Raw genomic sequence first — 15438 nt, 5'->3', positions numbered from 1 at the left:
CCGTTCAAGGAGAAGATGCGCCGATGGCGATCGCGGATCATGCTGTCCGGTCCAGCGCATAGACGATGTGCCGACAGAGCGGATGCCCCACGGGAAAGGCGGGATGGTCGAAATCCATCTCTTCCCGCCGATCCATGCCCAACGCCCGCATCAATCCCCAGGATGCGACATTGGTGGGTACAGTATAGGCGATGATCCGGCCATCCTGCGGCCGATTGGTCCGGCACCACGCGATGGTGGCCAGCGCCGCTTCCTTGGCATAGCCCAGCCCCCAATGGCTGGCGCATAATCGCCAGCCCAGTTCCAGTTCGCCATAGATAGGCGTTCCGGGATGACGCCCCCGTCGCGGGCCGCAAAAGCCCAATATCGCGCCGTCCGCCTTGCCTTCCATGATCCAGTAGCAATGGCCCAGTTCCTGCTGGGCGCGATCCATGCGTTGCTGGAAGTCGGCATAATGGGTTCGCGGCTGTCGCCCTCCAAGCCAGCGCATCACCTCGTCCGTGTCGAGGTTCCGCATGAACGGATCGACATCGCTCTCGCGCCAGGTGCGCAGGATGAGACGATCCGTTTCAAGACGGAATTCAGCCATTCAGCAGCCTGGCCGCGTGGAGCGCATGATAGGTCAGCACACCCGAACAGCCCGCCCGCTTGAACGCCATCAGCGTTTCCAGGATCAGCGCGTCGCGATCTCCCGCCCCCGCAGCGGCGGCATGTTCGATCATCGCATATTCCCCCGACACCTGATAGGCGAAGACAGGAACAGCAAAGCGGTCACGTACCCGCGCGATAATGTCGAGATAGGGCAGGCCCGGCTTCACCATCACGCTGTCCGCCCCTTCGGCCAGGTCCAGAGCAACTTCGCGCAGCGCTTCCTCGCCATTGGCGGGGTCCATCTGGTAGTTTTTCTTGTCGCCCTTGAGCAGGCCGCGCGAACCGACCGCATCGCGGAACGGGCCGTAGAAGGCGCTCGCATATTTGGCGGCATAGGCCATGATCTGGACATTGGCATGGCCGGTTTCCTCCAGCGCCTCGCGGATCGCGCCGACGCGGCCGTCCATCATGTCGCTGGGCGCGATGATGTCCGCGCCCGCCACCGCCTGATTGAGCGACTGGCCGATCAATATGTCGATGGTCGCATCGTTGACGACATAGCCGGTCTCGTCCAGCAGCCCGTCCTGACCATGCGCGGTATAGGGGTCGAGCGCCACGTCGGTCAGGATGCCGATGTCGGGCACGGCATCCTTGATCGCCCGGATTGCCCGGCACATGAGATTGTCGGGATTGAGCGCTTCCTCCCCGTCGTCGCTGCGCCGATCGACCTGCGTGTTGGGAAAGAGGGCGAGGCAGGGGATACCGGCATCGCGCGCTTCCTTCGCGCGTGCGACCATCAGGTCCACCGACCAGCGCGACACGCCGGGCAGCGCGGCAATCTGTTCCTCCACCTGACTGCCTTCGGTTACGAACAAGGGCCAGATGAAGTCGCTGGGCGACAAGCGGTTTTCAGCGTGCATCGCCCGGCTCCAGGCCGCGGCACGGGTGCGGCGCATACGCAGCGCCGGATAGGGTGCATGGGTCATCCAGCGGGTGTAGGCGCGGGGACCAGGGGGATCAAGCGGGGCGGATTGTCCCATGCTTCGGATGGGCCGCACTGGCTGAACACGGGCGGCGTGAACCTGTACGGCGTCCGCTGGCGACCTGGAATGGACCTACTTACTCCCCTCCCTTAAAAGGGAGGGGAATGTCCTGGTCCTATCCCCAACCCAACCCATAACTGCCGCGCTACTCCCTCCCCTATTTCGCGAAGCGCTTGAAGAAGCTGTCGTCGTTCCAGCGCGGGCGGGCAGGGCCGTTGGCGACGCGGAGCGTCACGGCGGTCACATAGTCGTTCAGCTTGGCCGTCTCGGCAGGCATGACGGGCTGGTTCAGGTCGTCGAAGGGCGAGTGATAGATGTTGGCGCGCCACGCCTTTTCCGTCTCCGCCTCCGGCGTGCCGGCCTTGAAGCCATATTTGAAGAAAAGCGCGGGAATGCCCTCGCGGATGAAAGCATATTGATCGGAGCGGATGAAGACGTTGCGGTCCGGGAAGGGATCGGGCGTGATCGGCAGGTTCATGGCCGCGCTCACCGCCGCGGCATCCTGCCCCAATGAACTCTGGTCGTAGCCGACCGGCGTCACGCTGGTCAGCGGGAAGATCGGCAGCGCCATGTCGAAATTGAGATCGGCGACGATGCTCTTCTGCGGCACGGTCGGTCGCCGCGCGAAATAGCGGGCGCCGAGCAGTCCTTTCTCTTCCGCCGTGACGATGGCGAAGAGGATGGAGCGTTTCGGCGCGTCCTTGCCCGCCTTGAGCGCGCGCGCAATCTCCAGCAGGCTGGCGACGCCCGAGGCATTGTCCAGCGCACCATTATAGATGGCGTCGCCCTTGATCGGCGTGCCGATGCCATAGCCGTCGAGATGCGCGGAAAGGACGACATATTCGCCGCGTAGCTTGGGGTCGCTGCCCGGCAGGACGGCAACGAGATTGGGGGAGGAAAGATCACGGCGCTTGGCGGCGACCTGCGCCTTCAGGCGCAGCGCAAGGGGAAAGCCGGGGACCGGGGCGGACGCATCCGCAGCGGCGGCGATCGCATTGAAATCCCGGCCCGTACCTTCGAAGAACAGCGCCGACTTGGCTGGATCGAGCTGCGCGCCAAGGAAGGCCGTCTGGGTTTCGCGCAGGCTGTTGTCGGCGAAATAGAGCGCGGGCGCACTGGCCAGCGCAACGCGCCGAGACCAGGGAATTTCCACCTGCTTGGGCGTGACCAGCGTGATGAGACCGAGCGCACCCCGATCCGCCAGCCAACGCGTCCGTTCCGATCGGGCATGGGACTTGAGCGCGCCGGAAATAGTGGCGGGACCGCCGGACAGCACGACCACGACCTTGCCCTTGATATCCAGCCCGGCGAAATCGTCATGGCCGACTTCGGGCAGATGCAGGCCATAGCCGGCGAAGACCATCGATGCGTCGATGCGTTCGGGGACGGGACCGCCGCTGCCGGAGAAGATCAGGTCGCCCGGAACCGCCAGCGGCTTTTCGCCCGTGGGATCGACCAGCGCGGCGCTGCTTTGATCCGAAAGGACTGTCTGCTCCACGAAGGCGACCGGCTGCTTGTAACCGTCCACGCCCATGGGCTTGAGGCCCAGCGTTTCGAACTGGGCGATGACATAGTCGGCCGCGCGGTCATAGCCCGGCGTGCCGGTGCCGCGCCCCTCCATCCCGTCATTGGCCAGCGCCTGAACATGCGCCCACCAGCGCGCGCCGTCGCTCTTCGACATGTCGGGAGCGGCGAAAGCGACAGGTGCGGGGCATAGCGCCAGCAGCGGAAGAAGAATGAAAGGCGTGCGCATCGGAAAAGACCCCCCTTATGAATCCAGTAGCTTATCATGGCTTTTTACGCGCAACGAACAAGGGGGCTTGGAACCGCCACGAAGATTGTGTATTATATTGGCAATACAGTTACAGGAGACCATGATGCGTCGAACCGCCCTCACCCCCGCTGTGCTGATCGCCTCCCTCGCCCTGGTGCCCGCCGCCTGTTCGCGGGAATCCGGAGGGACTCATGACCGGAGCGAAGCCCCGTCCGCCAATCCATCGTCATGGGCCCGACTCAAGGACTTTACGGCGATCGAGGCGACCGGACCGGATAATGTGATCGTGACGCGCGGCGACTTTTCGGTGCGTGCCGAAGGAGACCAGAAGGTGCTCGATCGGCTGGAGATCAAGGTTCATGGCGACAGGCTGGAAATCGGGCGCAAGAAGCGGTTCGGCATGAGCTGGAGCGATGATCGCGGCGCCACCATCCGCGTTTCGATGCCGACGATCAACAGCGTCGATGCGACCGGATCAGGCAATGTCGACGTCGATCACGCCGATGGCGCCTCTTTCACCGCCGATCTGACGGGATCAGGCAATCTGAAGATCGCGGCGGCCAATGTTAGCGCGCTGAAGGCCGAGATCACCGGATCGGGCGACCTGAGCATCGCAGGAGCCGCGGAGACGGCGGACATTTCCGTGACCGGATCAGGGAATTTCTCCGGTACGGGCCTCAAGGCCGGACAGGGCAAGGTATCGATCCTGGGATCAGGTGATGCCGCCTTTGCATCGGACGGCCCATTCAATATCAACATCCTGGGATCGGGCAACGTCACGGTGAAAGGCAAAGCGCAGTGCAGGCAAAGCATCATGGGGTCGGGCGAGGCGCGCTGCGCGCCCTGATCGCGGCGGGCCTGGCCGTCGCCGCGCCCGCCAGCGCGGCGACACGCGGCTACACCATCACCAGTTTCGACGCGATCCGTGTGGATGCGCCCGTCACGGTCGTGCTGACCACCGGCGGTGGCGTGTCGGCGCGCGCGGAAGGCGATCAGGGCGCGCTCGACCGGTTGAAGGTCGATGTGTCGGGGCGGCTGCTGATCGTCAGCATGGACCGGGCGCGGGCGGGCGAGAAGAGCAGCGGCGCGGCCACCTTGCGCCTGTCGACCGGCATGATCGAGCGGGTGGTGCTGGCCGGTGGCGGATCGATCGCGATCAACCGGATGAAGGGGTTGTCCGGACAGATCATGCTGGGCGGCAATGGCGATGTCAGCGTGGGCGATGTTCAGCTCGACCGGCTGGACCTGACGCTGGCGGGCGGCGGGCGCACGATCCTGACCGGGCGGGCGGGCGTCGCGAACATCCGGGTCAGCGGTCCGGGCGCCGTCGCCGCCGAACCGCTGCGCGCGCGGCAGGCAAGCATCACCAATGAGGGGCCGGGCAGCATCGTGCTGACGGCGGATGTGACGGCAAAGATCGTCGCAACCGGATCAGGCGACGTGACGGTCGGCGGCAAGCCCGCCTGCACCGTCGACAATCGCGGGACGGGACGAATATCGTGCGGCGGGGAAAGCTATTAGCGTCGGATGACATTGATATCGTCATTGCGAGCGTAGCGAAGCAATCCATGTTGCGACAATGGATTGCTTCGCTACGCTCGCAATGACGAGGTGGATCAATCCAATGTCATCCGACTCTAATCCCGCCTGCGACGTCGATCAGGCCGGGACGCTGGCCAGCGCGGCCTTGACCGCGTCGATCGCGGCCCGCGCTTTTTCGCCTTCGGGACCGCCGCCCTGCGCCATGTCGGGACGGCCGCCGCCGCCCTTGCCGCCCAGCGCTTCCACGCCCGCGCGAACCAGATCGACCGCGCTGATCGATCCCAGCAGGTCGTCGGTCACGCCCACGGCGATAGTAGCGCGGCCATCGACCACGGCGAGGACCGCAGAGACGCCACTGCCCAAGGTCGCCTTGTTCTGGTCGACGATGCCGCGCAGTTCCTTGGGATCGAGACCGTCGATCACCTGGCCGATGAAATCGACAGCGCCGATCTTCTCCGGACCAGCGGCCTGAGCCGACCCCCCGCCGCCAAGCGCCAGCGCCTTCCTGGCGTCGGCCAGTTCACGCTCCAGCTTGCGGCTTTGCTCGACCAATGCGGCGATACGAGCGGGCACCTCTTCGGGCGTGGTCTTGAGCGCGGCGGCCGACTGGCGCAGCTTGTCCTCGCGGTCGGAAAGCCAGAGGCGCGCAGCCTCGCCGGTCAGCGCCTCGATGCGGCGGACGCCGGAGGAAACGGCGCTTTCCCCGACGATCTTGAACAAGGCGATGTCGCCCAGCGCGCGAACATGGGTGCCACCGCACAGTTCGACCGAATAGCTATGCTCATCGCCCTTCCCCATCGACAGGACGCGGACTTCATCGCCATATTTCTCACCGAACAGCGCCATGGCGCCCGCCGCGATGGCGTCATCGGGCGTCATCAGACGGGTCGTGACCTCGTCATTATGGCGGATCTGCGCGTTCACATCCGCCTCGACCGCCGCGATCTGCTTATGGGTCAGCGCTTCGGGGTGCGAGAAGTCGAAGCGCAAGCGGTCGGGCGCGACCAGGCTGCCCTTCTGCGTGACATGCGCGCCCAGTTCCTTGCGCAGCGCGGCGTGGAGCAAGTGGGTGGCGCTGTGGTTCGCGCGGACGCGGTCGCGACGCTCGACATCGACGTTGAGATGTATCGTGTCGCCGACCTTGACGCTGCCCGCCTCGATCAGCGCCCTGTGCGCGTGCAGGCGGCCGAGCGGCTTGGATGTATCCTCGACCGTCGCGGACAGGCCGCCCTGCGAGGAGATCGTGCCCGCGTCGCCCATCTGGCCGCCGCTTTCGCCGTAGAAAGGCGTCTGGTTGGTGATGATCGTGACCGTCTCTCCGACGCTCGCGGAGTCGAAGTTCACACCGTCGCTGACGATGGCCAGAACCTCGCCCTCGCCCTCGGTCGAGCTGTAGCCGATAAACTCGGTATTCCCCGCCTTTTCAGCGATATCGAACCATATTTCATCCGACGCCTTCTCGCCCGATCCCTTCCACGCGGCGCGCGCGGCGGCCTTCTGTTCGGCCATGGCGGCATCGAATCCGGCGCGGTCGACCGTCAGGCCCTGGGTGCGCAACGCATCCTCGGTCAGGTCATAGGGGAAGCCGAACGTGTCGTAGAGCTTGAAGGCGGTTTCGCCCGGCAAGGCCGCGCCTTCAACCAGGTCGGCAGTCGCTTCGTCGAGCAGGCGCAGGCCGTTTTCCAACGTCTTGCGGAAGCGGGTTTCCTCCCGCAGCAGGGTTTCCTCGATCAGCGGCTGGGCGCGGACCAGTTCGGGATAGGCGCCGCCCATTTCCGACACCAAGCTGGACACCAAGCGATACATCAGCGGGTCTTTCGCGCCGATGATATGCGCGTGGCGCATGGCGCGGCGCATGATCCGGCGCAGCACATAGCCGCGGCCTTCACTCGCGGGCAGCACGCCGTCGGCGATCAGGAAGCTGGTGGAGCGCAGATGATCGGCGATGACCCGGTGGCTGGCCTGAAATTCGCCATCGGTCGCGGTGCGGGTGATCGCGCCCGATTCCTCGATCAGCGCCTTGAACGTATCCGTGTCATAATTGTTATGGACACCCTGCATGACGGCGGCGATGCGCTCCAACCCCATGCCGGTATCGATGCTGGGCCGGGGCAGTTCTGAAACGATCTCGTTCGCTTCCTGCTCATATTGCATGAAGACGAGGTTCCAGATCTCGACGAAACGGTCGCCATCCTCTTCGGGCGATCCGGGAGGACCGCCCCAGATATGGTCGCCATGGTCGTAGAAGATTTCCGAGCAGGGACCGCAGGGGCCGCTGTCGCCCATGGCCCAGAAATTATCCTTGGTCGGGATGCGGATGATGCGATGTTCCGGCAGGCCCGCGATCTTCTTCCACAGGTCGAACGCCTCGTCGTCCGTATGATAGACGGTCGCGGTCAGCTTGTCCGCGGGCAGGCCCCATTCCTTCGTCAGCAGGGTCCAGGCATGGGTGATCGCCTGTTCCTTGAAATAGTCGCCGAAGCTGAAATTGCCCAGCATTTCGAAGAAAGTATGGTGGCGCGCGGTGTAACCGACATTGTCGAGATCATTATGCTTGCCGCCCGCGCGGACCGACTTCTGGCTCGACGTCGCGGTCTTGTAGGGGCGCGTTTCCAGCCCCGTGAAGACATTCTTGAACGGCACCATGCCCGCGTTGACGAACATCAACGTAGGGTCGTTGTGCGGCACCAAAGGCGCCGACGGAACGATGGTGTGGCCGTTGGCCCCGAAATAGTCGAGGAAAGAGCGGCGAATGTCGTTGGTCGAAGTCATGGGGGCGATTTAGTGAGAAGCGGTCCGCCGCACAAGCGGGGGATTTGAACCCGACTTTCACTTTCGTCATCCCCGCGAAGGCGGGGACCCATCTCCTGCCATATCCGCAGGCGCAAGGTTGGGAGATGGGTTCCCGCTTTCGCGGGAATGACGGTGCCTATTTCCGTATCCTTTACCCGATCGGCTGCTCGATCGACACTGGCGGCTTCGAGAACCATTGCGGCCCCTGCGCGGTCATGTGGAAGCAGTCCTCCATGCGCACGCCCATGGTGCCGGGCAGGTAAAGCCCTGGTTCGTTGGAGAAGCACATGCCCACGTCCAGCTTGGTGGTTTCGCCATGGACCAGGTTGACCGGCTCATGCCCCTCCATGCCGATGCCGTGACCGGTGCGGTGGGACAGGCCGGGGAGCGCATAGCCGGGACCATAGCCGAGCGATTGATAATAGCCGCGCACGGCATCGTCGACCGAACCGGCGGGAACGCCCAGCTTTGCGGCTTCGATCGCGATCTTCTGGCCCTGCGACACCTCGTTCCAGACCTTGCGCTGCTGCGCATTGGGCGCGGCGCCGTAGACGAAGGTGCGGCTGATGTCGGACTGATAATCCTCGACCGTGCAACCGCAATCCATCAGCACCACTTCGCCCGCGCGCACCGCCTGCGGCTTGCCGGAGCCATGGGGATAGGCGGCCGCTTCGCCGAGCAGGATCAAGTTGAATTCGACCTCGCCACCCAGCCGCTTCGTCGCGGCGCTCATCAGCGCGCCGATGTCGGCGGGGACCATTCCCGCCTTCACCTGCGGGTAGGTCCAGCGATAGGCGGCCATGGTGACGTCCGCAGCCTTCTGCATCAAGGCGATTTCGGCCGCCGTCTTGCGCATACGGATAGCGCGGGTGACGGGATCTTTCACCAGGGTCGCGGCGGGGAGCGCGGCCTTGAGGCCGTCGACCGCGAAATAGCGGACTGTTTCTTCTATGCCGATACGCCCCTTCGCCAGCCCCTTTGCGGTCAGAAAGTCGGCGATCGGTGCATAGGGGCTTTCATCCTCCTGCCAGACGCGGACTTCGGCGGGGATGGCGAGCGATTCGTCGATCGAGGGCTTCTCGAAGAAAGGGCAGACGATCAGCGGCGCGCCGCTGGCCGGGATGACGGCGGCGGTCAACCGTTCGGACCGGTGCCAGCGCACGCCGGTATAATAGATGAGGCTCGCGCCCGGCTCGACCAGCAGGGCGTCGATGCCGGCCGCCTGCATCGCCTTTTGCGCGCGGGCAAGGCGGTCGGCGCGTTCGGCCCTGCCGATCGGCACGACATCGCCGATGATCGACCTGAGCGCTTCGCCCGCCTTCTCCTGCGCGAAGAGGCGCGGGCTGATCGCAGCAGTGGCGAGGCCCGCAGCGGCGTAGCGCAACAATGTGCGGCGGTCAGGCGTAGGCATAATGTCCCCCGGTCTCGAGCGCTGCCTGAAAAGCGGGCCGCGCGTGCATTTCGTTCAGCCAGCGGATCAGGTGCGGGCGCGATTCGTCCAGGCCCCCGCGCGAACGGGACGCCTCCAGCGGAAAGCTCATCATCATGTCGGCGGCGGTAAAGCTGTCGCCCGCGAAATAGGGACGGGTCGCCAGTTCGCTTTCCAGCCAGTCGAGATGATCGTCCAACATGCGCTGCACCGTCGGGCGCGCGGGGCGGCCAAGCAGACCGAGCTTGCCCAGGACGAGCAGCGCCAGCAGCGGCGGCATCATCGACCCTTCGGCATAATGGAGGAACTGGCGGTAGCGGATCGCGCCTTCCGCGTCGGCGGGCGGGCCGAAACGATTGTCGGCGCGGGCGACCAGATAGTCCATGATCGCGCCGGTTTCGATCAGGCGATGGCCGTCAACCTCCACCACCGGGGATTTGCCGAGCGGGTGGATGGCGCGCAGTTCCCTGGGCGCGCGCATCGTCTTGCGGTCGCGCTCATAGGGGCGGACCTCATAGGCTTCGCCCAGTTCCTCCAACAGCCAGAGAATGCGTTGCGACCGGCTGTTGTTCAGATGATGGACGATGATGGTCATGCCACCTCCCTGCTGTGCATCGGTGAGGGGTAACGCAGCATGGGAGGGTTGCCAAGTTCAAGCGAAAGCATGTCATCCCCGCGCAGGCGGGGATGACGGGAAAGTTGGGGGTGACGGGGAAGTTACGCGATTTCCAACTCGACCTCCGCTTTCTTTTGCGCGCGGAAGGCGTGGAGGAGCGGCTCGGTGTAACCGCTGGGTTGCGCGACGCCTTCGAACACCAGCGCGCGGGCGGCCTGGAAAGCGAGGCTCTTCCCTTCCCGCCCGCTCATCGGTTGATAGAGCGGATCGCCTGCATTTTGCGCGTCGACCTTGGCGGCCATGCGGGTCAGGGCCGCGTCGATCTGCTCGCCTGTACAGATGCCGTGCAGCAACCAGTTGGCCATATGCTGCGCGGAAATGCGCAGCGTCGCGCGATCCTCCATCAGGCCGATGTCATGGATGTCGGGCACCTTGGAACAGCCTATCCCCTGGTCGATCCAGCGGACGACATAGCCCAGGATGCCCTGCGCATTATTGTCCAGTTCCTGCGCGATCTCCTCTTCGGAGAAATTGCGGCCGACCGCGACCGGGATAGTCAGCAGCTTGTCCAGCGGCGCTATTCCTTCCGCCGCGCGCTCGACCTGCCGGGTGAAGACGTCGATGCGGTGATAATGGGTCGCGTGCAGCGTCGCGGCAGTGGGGGATGGAACCCAGGCGGTGGTGGCGCCGCTTTTCGGGTGGCCGACCTTCTGCTCCAGCATGTCGGCCATGCGATCGGGCGCGGCCCACATGCCCTTGCCGATCTGCGCCCGGCCCGACAGGCCGCAGGCAAGGCCAATCTGGACGTTGCGATCCTCATAGGCCGCAATCCAGTCACTCGCCTTCATCTCGCCCTTGCGGATCATGGGACCGGCCTGCATCGACGTGTGCATCTCATCCCCGGTGCGGTCGAGGAAGCCGGTGTTGATGAAGACGATGCGGTCGCGGACGGCGTGGATGCAGGCGGCTAGGTTGGCGGACGTACGGCGTTCCTCGTCCATGACGCCGACCTTGATCGTATGACGGGCCATGCCCAGCATGTCCTCGATCCCGTCGAACAGGCGGTTGGTGAAGGCGGCTTCCTCCGGCCCATGCATCTTGGGCTTAACGATATAGACGCTGCCCGCGCGGCTGTTGGCGTTCCGGCCGTTGAGGTCATGCAGCGCGATCAGGCTGGTGACGATGCCGTCCAATATGCCTTCGGGCGCTTCCTCGCCATTGGGGAGGCGGATGGCAGGCGTGGTCATCAGATGGCCGACATTGCGGACGAACAACAGGCTGCGACCGGCCAAGGTGAAGGCGCTGCCGTCCGGCGCGCTATAGGCGCGGTCGGGGTTGAGCGCACGGGTCATCATCTTGCCGCCCTTCTCGAAGGTTTCGGTCAGATCGCCGCGCATCAGGCCCAGCCAGTTGGTGTAGGCGGCAACCTTGTCCGCTGCGTCGACCGCTGCGACCGAATCCTCCAGGTCGCAGATGGTGGTCAGCGCGGATTCGAGGATGACGTCGGCGATGCCGGCGGGATCGGTCGCGCCGATAGGGTGATCGCGATCGAAAACGACCTCGATATGCAGGCCGTTATGGCGGAACAGGCGGCCCTTCCCGCTCGTACCGATGAATTGCGCGGGGTCGGCGAGCGCGATATCGTCGCTCGACAGCTCGGCCCAGCTACCGTTCGCCAGCGGGATGGCATCATCGAGAAACGCCTTGGCCCAGGCGATAACCTGCGCGCCGCGCGCGGCGTCATAGCCCTTGCCGGTGGGCGCGCCGGGGATCGCGTCGGTGCCGTAAAGCGCGTCATAGAGGCTGCCCCAGCGCGCATTGGCGGCGTTGAGCAGGAAGCGGGCGTTGAGGATGGGGACGACCAGTTGCGGCCCGGCCATGCGGGCGACTTCATCATCGACATGCTCACTGCCGATCGCGAAGGGCGCGGGTTCGGGAACGAGATAGCCGATGTCGCGCAGATGGGCCTGATAGGCGGCGGCGTCATGCGGTTGGCCCTTGCGCTGTTCGTGCCAGCCGTCGATTTGCGCCTGCAACGTGTCGCGCTTGCGCAGCAGCGCCGCATTTTCCGGTGCGAAGCGCGCGAAGATGTCGGCAACGCCTGTCCAGAAGGCATCGGGTGCGATGCCGGTGCCGGGCAGCGCGCGTTGCTCGATGAAATCGGCCAGTGGCGTGGCGACCTGAAGGCCGGATTTTTCGATCATGATCGACTCCTTTTTTACCCCGTCATCCCCGCGCAGGCGGGGATCCATCTCCGGCCTTGGCCATAGCCGCGACGTTGGGAGATGGGTTCCCGCCTACGCGGGAATGACGATCTATGAGGGGAGAAGATAACCGATTCCCATTATGCCGTATATTCGCTATTATTCGAAGACAGTCATTCTTATGGTGAACGAATATGATGGACCCCGACCATGAACTGTTCGTGCGCGTCGTGGATGAAGGCGGGCTGGCGGCGGCGGGGCGGCGGATGCATGTTTCGCCCGCCATGATGTCCAAACGACTGGCGCGGCTGGAGGAACGGCTGGGCGCGAAGCTGATCCATCGCACCACGCGGCGGCTGGCGCTGACACCGGCGGGCGAGCGGCTCCACGCCGACCTGCGCGGCATATTGGCGGCGCTGGACGAGGCGGAACGGCGTGTGTCGGGCGCGTCGGCGGTGGCGTCCGGATCGTTGCGCGTCACTGCGCCGACTTCCTTCGGGCGGATGCACCTTGCGCCCTATCTCCAGCGCTTCCTGGATGCGCACCCCAGGGTGGAACTGAGCGTCGACCTGTCCGACGATTTCGCCGACCTGATCGACAGCCGCGCGGACCTGGCCATCCGCATCACCGCCGATCCGGGGCCGGGCCTGACTGCACGGCGGCTGGCGACCAACCGGCGCATCCTCTGCGCCGCGCCCGCCTATCTGGAGCGGTTCGGCACAGCCGAACGCATCGCCGACCTCAAGGCGCACCGGCTGCTCGCTGCGGAGGGACAAATGCCCTGGCGGCTGGTCGGTCCCAAGGGGCCGGTCACGGTCGAGGGGCGCAGCCATGTACGCACCAACAGCAGCGAACTGGTGCGCGAACTGGCGCTGGCGGGCGGCGGCATTGCGTTGCGATCACTCTGGGACATCAGCGAGGCGCTGGTGCGCGGCGATCTGCGCCAGATAATGCCAGCCTATGAGGGGTCCGCCGATGTCGGCCTGTTCGCGGTGCAACTGCCGCAGGCCAATCCGCCGCGCAGCATCAGCGCCTTCGTCGATTTCCTCGCCGGGCTTTACGTGCCGACGCCCCCATGGGAACGCACTGGCTTGCTCTAGCGGAACGCAATCTCTAAGGCCCATCGCATGGACGATAACACCCGCCGCGCCGCCCTCGACTATCACCGCTATCCCCAGCCCGGTAAGCTCCGCATCGAGCCGACCAAGCGCATGGTGAACCAGCGCGATCTGGCGCTGGCCTATTCGCCCGGCGTCGCGGCGCCCTGCGTCGAGATCGCCGCCGATCCCGACAAGGCAATGGAATATACCGCGCGCGGCAACCTGGTCGCCGTCATCTCCAACGGCACCGCCGTACTGGGGCTGGGCGCGATCGGCGCGCTGGCGTCCAAGCCGGTGATGGAGGGCAAGGCCGTCCTCTTCAAGAAATTCGCCGACATCGACGTGTTCGACATCGAAGTCGACACTACCGATCCGGACAAGTTCGTCGATGCCGTCGCCCTGCTGGAGCCGACCTTCGGCGGCATCAACCTGGAAGACATCAAGGCGCCCGAATGCTTCGCGATCGAGGCGCGGCTGAAGGAACGGATGAACATTCCGGTCTTCCATGACGACCAGCATGGCACCGCCATCGTCGTTGCGGCGGCCGTGCGCAACGCGCTGGTGCTGCAGGGCAAGACGCTGGCCGATGCGAAGCTGGTGACGTCGGGCGCAGGCGCGGCGGCGCTGGCCTGCGTCGACCTGCTGGTATCGATGGGCCTGCCGGTCGAAAATGTCACCATGACCGACAAGGACGGCGTCATCCATGCCGGGCGTGAGGGCATGTTGCCCAACATGGCGCGCTATGCCCGCAACACCAATGCCCGCACCCTGCCCGACGTGCTGCCGGGCGCGAACCTGTTCCTGGGGTTGTCGGCGCCGGGCGTGCTGAAGCCCGAATGGCTGCCGCTGATGGCGCCCAATCCGCTGATCTTCGCGCTCGCCAATCCGGAGCCGGAAATCCGCCCGGAGGCTGCGCGCGAAGTGCGCCCCGACGCGATCATCGCCACCGGCCGGTCGGACTATCCCAATCAGGTCAATAACGTCCTGTGCTTCCCCTATATCTTCCGCGGCGCGCTGGACGTCGGCGCGACGCAGATCAACGAAGCGATGAAGGTGGCGGCCGCCGACGCCATCGCCGCCCTCGCCCGGATGCCCGCGCATGACAGCGTCGCCCAGGCCTATGGCGGGCGCAAGCTGGTGTTCGGCGCGGACTATATCATCCCCACCCCGTTCGATCCGCGCCTGATCGGCGAGATCGCCGTCGCCGTCGCCAAGGCGGCGATGGACAGCGGCGTGGCGAAGAAGACGCTGGACCTGGACGAATATAAGCGCAGCCTGACCCGCCAGGCGACCCGTTCCGGCCAGTTGATGCTGCCGGTGTTCGAGGCCGCCAGGGGCAGCGCCTGCCGCATCGCCTATGGCGAGGGTGAGGATGACCGCGTGTTACGCGCTGTTCGCGACGCGCTGGACGAAGGGATTGTGCGGCCGACGATCGTCGGCCGCCGCCGCATCCTGGAACAGAAGCTGCCCGAACTGGGCCTTAGCCTAGACCTCGACAAGGATGTCGAGCTGATCGATCCCGAAACCGACCATCTGGTGATGGGCGAACTGGTGGAAGCCTATCGCGCCATCGCCGCGCGCAAGGGCGTGCCAGCGGACGAGATATTGCGCCATGTCTATCGCCGCCCCACCGTGACCGCCGCCATGCTGCTGCGCACCGGCCGGGTCGACGCCGCGCTGGTCGGCGGCCGCTCCGAATATTGGGGGCAGGTCGAACATGTGCTGCGCATCATCGACCGGGTGCCGGGCCATAGCCGCGTCTACGCGCTGTCAGGCCTGATCCTGGACGCGGGCGCTTTGTTCATCACCGACACCCATATGGTGCCGGACCCCACGCCCGAACAGATCGCCGAAATGACACTGGCGGCGTCGGCCGAACTCCGGCATTTCGGCCTGATCCCGCGCGCGGCTTTACTGTCCCACTCCAATTTCGGCGCGTCGCACACCGACAGTGCGCGCAAGATGCGCAAGGCGTTCAAGCTGGTGCGCGAGATTGCGCCCGAACTGGCGGTGGACGGCGAAATGCACGCCGACGCAGCGCTCAGCCAGGCCTTGCGCGAACGGCTGATCCCCGATTCGCGGTTCGAGGGGCCGGCCAACCTGCTGGTCATGCCCAATCTGGACGCGGCCAACATCACGCTGACGGCGCTCGCCGCTTCGTCCAGTTCGCCGACGGTCGGGCCGATGCTGATGGGCCTGACCAAGCCGATCCATGTGCTGACGCCCGGCGTCACGTCGCGCGGCATCCTGAACCTGACCGCCATCGCCGCGGCGGAAGTGGCGCGCGAAGGCTGAGCTTAACCTTTCGCCCTTATCCTCCGACGCAACTGGAGGCATGAGGACGGA

The 15438-nt window shown here is 65.3% G+C and carries 11 protein-coding genes; 4 read left to right on the top strand and 7 right to left on the bottom strand.

The features are described from left to right. Positions 1-37: 37 nt before the first annotated feature. The 3 genes from MOK15_RS03080 to MOK15_RS03070 form a co-directional block, all read right to left on the bottom strand. On the bottom strand, positions 38-589 hold the full coding sequence (locus MOK15_RS03080) for a GNAT family N-acetyltransferase (protein WP_242930260.1): 552 nt from the start codon (positions 587-589) through the stop codon (positions 38-40). Then, positions 582-1577 carry a porphobilinogen synthase gene (gene hemB, locus MOK15_RS03075; protein WP_242930259.1) on the bottom strand — a complete coding sequence of 332 codons (996 nt, stop codon included), beginning with the start codon at positions 1575-1577 and terminating at the stop codon, positions 582-584. Before hemB ends, MOK15_RS03080 begins: the two co-directional genes overlap by 8 nt. 214 nt (positions 1578-1791) lie before the next feature. After that, a complete protein-coding gene (locus MOK15_RS03070) occupies positions 1792-3387 on the bottom strand; it encodes a M28 family metallopeptidase (RefSeq protein WP_242930258.1) in 1596 nt (531 codons plus the stop codon). A 121-nt stretch (positions 3388-3508) separates the two neighbouring features. On the opposite strand from MOK15_RS03070, the gene MOK15_RS03065 reads away from it, so the two are divergent. Both MOK15_RS03065 and MOK15_RS03060 read left to right on the top strand, forming a co-directional pair. Continuing rightward, positions 3509-4255 carry a head GIN domain-containing protein gene (locus MOK15_RS03065; RefSeq protein ID WP_242930257.1) on the top strand — a complete coding sequence of 249 codons (747 nt, stop codon included), beginning with the start codon at positions 3509-3511 and terminating at the stop codon, positions 4253-4255. Further along, positions 4207-4929 carry a DUF2807 domain-containing protein gene (locus MOK15_RS03060; protein WP_242930256.1) on the top strand — a complete coding sequence of 241 codons (723 nt, stop codon included), beginning with the start codon at positions 4207-4209 and terminating at the stop codon, positions 4927-4929. The genes MOK15_RS03065 and MOK15_RS03060 overlap by 49 nt, the downstream gene beginning before the upstream one ends. A 138-nt stretch (positions 4930-5067) precedes the next feature. Here the strand turns inward: MOK15_RS03060 and alaS are convergent, their stop codons facing one another. From alaS to MOK15_RS03040, 4 genes are all read right to left on the bottom strand, one after another. Further along, positions 5068-7722, bottom strand: coding sequence for an alanine--tRNA ligase (gene alaS / locus MOK15_RS03055; RefSeq protein WP_242930255.1), 2655 nt, complete (start codon positions 7720-7722; stop codon positions 5068-5070). Positions 7723-7894: 172 nt separating this feature from the next. Further along, positions 7895-9154 carry a Xaa-Pro peptidase family protein gene (locus MOK15_RS03050; RefSeq protein ID WP_242930254.1) on the bottom strand — a complete coding sequence of 420 codons (1260 nt, stop codon included), beginning with the start codon at positions 9152-9154 and terminating at the stop codon, positions 7895-7897. Further along, positions 9141-9767, bottom strand: a complete 627-nt coding sequence (locus tag MOK15_RS03045; RefSeq protein WP_242930253.1) for a glutathione S-transferase — start codon at positions 9765-9767, stop codon at positions 9141-9143. The genes MOK15_RS03050 and MOK15_RS03045 overlap by 14 nt, the downstream gene beginning before the upstream one ends. A gap of 122 nt (positions 9768-9889) precedes the next feature. Further along, positions 9890-11992, bottom strand: a complete 2103-nt coding sequence (locus MOK15_RS03040) for a malate synthase G (protein ID WP_242930252.1) — start codon at positions 11990-11992, stop codon at positions 9890-9892. Positions 11993-12186: 194 nt separating this feature from the next. On the opposite strand from MOK15_RS03040, the gene MOK15_RS03035 reads away from it, so the two are divergent. Next, positions 12187-13092: a LysR family transcriptional regulator gene (locus MOK15_RS03035; protein WP_242930251.1), complete on the top strand. Its 906-nt coding sequence runs from the start codon at positions 12187-12189 to the stop codon at positions 13090-13092. A gap of 27 nt (positions 13093-13119) precedes the next feature. Next, the gene (locus tag MOK15_RS03030; protein WP_242930250.1) at positions 13120-15387 is read left to right on the top strand and encodes an NADP-dependent malic enzyme; all 2268 of its coding nucleotides are present in this window, start codon (positions 13120-13122) and stop codon (positions 15385-15387) included. Positions 15388-15438 lie beyond the last annotated feature (51 nt).

Source organism: Sphingobium sp. BYY-5 (assembly GCF_022758885.1).
Lineage (GTDB): Bacteria > Pseudomonadota > Alphaproteobacteria > Sphingomonadales > Sphingomonadaceae > Sphingobium.
The sequence above is the reverse complement of the archived record's forward strand: the minus strand, read 5'-3'. Positions and strand labels throughout refer to the sequence as shown.